Below are 4,090 nucleotides of genomic sequence, written 5' to 3' on the forward strand. Positions count from 1 at the left end.
GCCGTAGCCGTAGCCGAGTCCGTAATCGCAGCTCCGGACGCCGATCTCGCCTGGGTGCGTCAGCAGGTGCGCCACACCGCCGCCGACGTCGGGTTCGGGCTGGTCCAGCAGACGAAGCTGGTGACGGCGGCCAGCGAACTCGCCCGGAACACGCTCATCCACGGGGGCGGGGGGCACGCCGAGATCACCACGCTGGACGACCGCGGCCGACGCGGGCTGCGGCTCTCCTTCGTCGACACCGGTCAGGGCATCCGCGACATCGACCTGGCCATGAGCGACGGGTACACCACCGGCGGTGGACTGGGCATGGGCCTCGGCGGCGCCAGACGCCTCGTCGATGACTTCACGGTGGACAGCCACCCCGACATCGGCACGACGGTCACGGTGACCGAGTGGCTCCCGGAGGTACCCGCGCCGCGGTCGGGGTCGACGTAGGCGGAGGGCAGGGGGGAAGAGGTGCGGCTCGGCTGGGGGCCGGGTACGACTGATGAGCCGGACGCGCCCGGGAAGCGGGGAAGTCTGGGAGCCGGGGCAGCCGAAGGCCAGGTAGCCGGAGGCGGTTGGGCAGCCGGAGAGCTGAGGCAGCCGGACGACCAGGAATCGGGAGTCGGCCGAAAGCCGGAGGCAGCCGGACTACCCGGAAGCCGGGGACCACTGAAGCCGGAGGCAGCTGGACGACTCGGAAGCCGGGGTGGCCGGACGACCGGGGGCGCCCGTGACGCCAAGCCGGGGCCGGAAAAGCCGGAGTGGCCCGAGGGCCGGAGAGCGGTCGGCCCGCCAGACGCGATGCGGTCAACTCCTGGGGCCGTCGGTGTCCGGGCCGACGCCGTGCGAGCCGCAGCCGTGGCCGTCGACCCCACCCGGACCCACGCCGTCTGGCTCGCCCGCGTATGGGCCGACGCCGTCCGGGCCAACCACGCCCGGCCCGCCTCCGCCTGGGCCGAGCCGCTCCGCATCCACGCCCTCAAGTCCGCCCTCGCCTGGGCCGACGCCGTCCTGGCCGACGCCGTCCTCCCGACCTGTACGGTCCGAGTCGGCCCCGGTCGGGCCCCCGTTGCCCGCGGTGCTCTCCCGGGCCGTGAGGAACGCTCGCATTCCTCGGCCAAGGGCTTCCCGTTCCGTGGGGTGCATGGCCGCCAGGACCGCGGCGAGGGCTCGGGAGCGGTTCGACGCCACCTCTTCCAGAACCTGGCGGCCGTGCCCCGTGAGGTTCAGCTGGACTTCACGCCGCCTCCGCGGATGCAGCCCGCGCTCCACGAGTCCCGCCGCCTCCAGGCGGTCGCAGAGACGGCTGGCGGTCGGCAGCCCTATCTCCATCCCCTCGGCGAGAGCGGTGAGGTTGAGCCCCGGCCCTGACTCCAGGATCCGCAGCGCCCGCAACTGATGGGGCGACAGACGCAGACTCGCCCCCTGACCTGCGGTGGCCCACAGATGCGCCAGGCTGTCCACGGCATCGGCGAGCCGCAGCGCGAGGGACAGCGCATCACCCGTTCCCCTCGCCCCGTCGTCCCCGAAGCCGCTGAGACGAGTCACGAACCCTTCGCTTTCAGCAATCGCCTGACCATACGGATACCACCCTTATGAGAAGGCGGTACCCGAACAGCCTCAGGGCAAGCCAGCGGATCCGGGGCGAAACGACGACCGCACGGGGGAGGACGGTGAGCCGTACGGGACAAGGAGGCAGAGCCGCACCGGATTTGCGGCCGAAACGGGGACGACGCGGTGTGCCGCGGGGCGCACCCGGCGGCACGGCACCGCCGCCCCGGCCGCCTCAGTCGCCGCCACCGCCGTCGCCGCCGTCCCCACCCCCGCCGCCGTCGCCGCCGTCCGAGCCCCAGCCGTCTTTGCCGCCGGACTCGTTGTCGTCGCCGCCCGTACCGAGGTTGCCGAACCAGGGGCGGTCCCGGTCCACGTCGAGGGCGAGGGGCTCACGGTCGTCCGCCGGGCGCAATAGGACGAGGCGGTGCCCGTGCCTCCGGTCGAGCCGCCGCAGGCACGGGCACCGCTCGCCGACGTGTCAGCCGGAGTGGGACGGGGTCTGCTTGATGCCGTCCACGATGGCGCGCTTCATGACGGCGCTGGTGAAGACGATGGTGCCGGGCTTGATCAGGTCGTCGCCACTGACCCGGTTCACCTGGACGATGCGCTCGCCGAGGTAGACATGCGTCTTCTTGTCGAAGATCCATTCCTCGCGCTGACCGCTGGTCTCGTCGAGGCGGGCCACCGCCACACCGTGCCGGCCCGCCGCGTCCACCGCGTCGTCGACCACCACGACACCGGGGATCTTCGCGGCGGCCTTGAACAGGGCCGACACCAGCTCGGCCGGCGGGTAGCTCTCGCCGAGCAGGTCGCCGATGGTGGCGAACGCCTGCTGGTCGGGGGTGTTCCCCTGCCCCTCGGTCTCCTTGTAGATCTTGGCCAGAAGGGTGTCGGGGTCGGTCGTCAGCTTGGCCAGATAGTCGTACGAGGGGGCGTTCAGGGTGGCCCGAGGGGTGTTGCCCTGCTCGTCGGGGAGGCTCAGGGTCTCACCCTCGGGGCTGTCGTTGACGGCCGCGTCGATCAGCCAGCCCTTGGTGCCGTCCGGGGACTCCCACACCTGGCGGGTGTGCAGCGCGTGGCTGGCGAGGCTGCTCTCATCGTCGACGGTCCGCACGAAGGTGTCGGCCGTCTTGGACTCGACGTAGATGTACTGGCCGGGCTTGGCCACCGGGTGCTTGCCGTCCGCCGCCGCCAGCGCGATCTCGTCGAGCAGCCGGGGCGCCCCCTCGGCGCTCGCCACGCCGATCGTCGTGGTCAGGGCCGGGCCGGTGGCGAGGCCGGGCCGGCTCTCCCCACCGGACGTCACCACGACGGCGATGACGGCGGCGGCCACGGTGGCGGCCAGCGCGGGCAGTGCGATCGCCGGACGCGGCAGCCGGAACCGCCTGGCCTTCGCCGGGGTGGCCCCGTTCGTCGCGGTGGCGGTGTGCTCGGTCTGCCGGGTCTCGTGGATCTGGGCCATCATGCGCTCCTTGTGGAACTGGTGACGGCCCGGCGGCAGGTCGCGCGTCGTCCGGTCGAAGAGCTGGGCGCCCTCTTCCCACGCGGCAGCGTTCTGCCGGGACGTGTTCGCGTTCATCGGTTTCCTTCCTGTGCGGGCCGGATCGCGGTTGCGTGATCGCCTCTTGTCTGTCGGCCCGGCCGGCCGCCTTCCCGTTTCACGAGACTTTCTCGAAGATTCCCCGCGAGCGCCGCCGATGCGCGGGCACCGCCCAACTGGTCTGCGCCCCTTGCCTGTTGCCGCCCCTCTTCGCTCGCCTCGGCGAGCTTGCGCAGCTTTCTTCGGGCCCTGGAGAGGCGGGAGGCGACCGTGCCGACGGGGATGCCGAGCGCCTCCGCGGCGGCCTCGTAGTCCAGGCCCTCCCCCAGGCAGAGCGCGATGACCTCCCGCTCGGGGCGGCGCAGCTTCGCGAGGGCGGTGAGCGCCGTCGCGAGGCGCTGCCGGCCGTCGAGCCGGTCGGCGACCTCCTCGGCGTGATCGGGGACGGAGCGTTCGGCCGCCGCCGCGGCCTGGGCCGCCGCCCGGTAACGCCGGTTGCTCCGGTACTGGTTGCGCGCGGTGTTGGTGGCGATGCCCAGCAGCCAGGGCCGCAGCGAACCGCCCTCCTCGTCCACCTTGTCGCGCAGCCGCCACGCCTCCATGAACGTCGCGGCCATCACGTCCTCGGCCGTGGACCAGTCGGCGGTCAGCCGGAAGGCATGGTTGTAGACCGCGCGGGCGTAGGCGTCGAAGAGCTCGGCGAACGCGCTCGGATCCCCGGCCCGTACCCGGGTACGCATATGAGTGCTCACCTCAAGGAGCTGTCCGGCACCCCACACCGACTTCCCGTGACCTGCGTCACACCCGACGCTGAGGGCGCGTTGCCGGTGGCCGGGTGCGTTGCCGGTGGCCGGGGTGCGGGGGTGGGGGGCGGGGGGGGGGGGGGGGACGCAGCATCGCACACCCGCCCGCGCGCCGTGCGGAGCTTCTGCCGCCCGCCTCAGCCCGTGCGAAGGGGCAACCGGACGGTGAACGTGGTCGAGCCGGGTGCGCTGTCGAGGGTGACGGTGC

Annotated in this window: 5 protein-coding genes; 1 reads left to right on the forward strand and 4 read right to left on the reverse strand. The window is 72.8% G+C overall.

Annotated elements, in window-relative coordinates:
* Positions 1–24 precede the first annotated feature (24 nt).
* Complete coding sequence (locus tag AOK15_RS29440; RefSeq protein ID WP_055521385.1) at positions 25–435, forward strand: ATP-binding protein; 411 nt, start codon at positions 25–27, stop codon at positions 433–435.
* A 357-nt stretch (positions 436–792) separates the two neighbouring features.
* On the opposite strand, the gene AOK15_RS48910 is transcribed toward AOK15_RS29440, so the two are convergent.
* The 4 genes from AOK15_RS48910 to AOK15_RS29460 form a co-directional block, all read right to left on the reverse strand.
* The gene (locus AOK15_RS48910) at positions 793–1,533 is read right to left on the reverse strand and encodes a MarR family winged helix-turn-helix transcriptional regulator (protein WP_420876989.1); all 741 of its coding nucleotides are present in this window, start codon (positions 1,531–1,533) and stop codon (positions 793–795) included.
* Positions 1,534–1,771: 238 nt separating this feature from the next.
* Positions 1,772–1,951, reverse strand: coding sequence for a hypothetical protein (locus AOK15_RS29450; protein ID WP_055521382.1), 180 nt, complete (start codon positions 1,949–1,951; stop codon positions 1,772–1,774).
* A 66-nt stretch (positions 1,952–2,017) separates the two neighbouring features.
* On the reverse strand, positions 2,018–3,118 hold the full coding sequence (locus tag AOK15_RS29455; RefSeq protein ID WP_055521383.1) for a CU044_5270 family protein: 1,101 nt from the start codon (positions 3,116–3,118) through the stop codon (positions 2,018–2,020).
* Positions 3,115–3,819, reverse strand: coding sequence for an RNA polymerase sigma factor (locus AOK15_RS29460; protein WP_055521384.1), 705 nt, complete (start codon positions 3,817–3,819; stop codon positions 3,115–3,117). Before AOK15_RS29460 ends, AOK15_RS29455 begins: the two co-directional genes overlap by 4 nt.
* Positions 3,820–4,090 lie beyond the last annotated feature (271 nt).

Origin of the sequence: Streptomyces ossamyceticus, from assembly GCF_001418475.1 — a bacterium.
Classification (GTDB): domain Bacteria; phylum Actinomycetota; class Actinomycetes; order Streptomycetales; family Streptomycetaceae; genus Streptomyces; species Streptomyces ossamyceticus.

What these genes read in the sequence shown, in the direction of transcription:
- AOK15_RS29455 (WP_055521383.1), bottom strand. Translation starts at nt 3,118, where the DNA reads ATGAACGCGAACACGTCCCGGCAGAACGCTGCCGCGTGGGAAGAGGGC.
- AOK15_RS29460 (WP_055521384.1), bottom strand. Translation starts at nt 3,819, where the DNA reads ATGCGTACCCGGGTACGGGCCGGGGATCCGAGCGCGTTCGCCGAGCTC.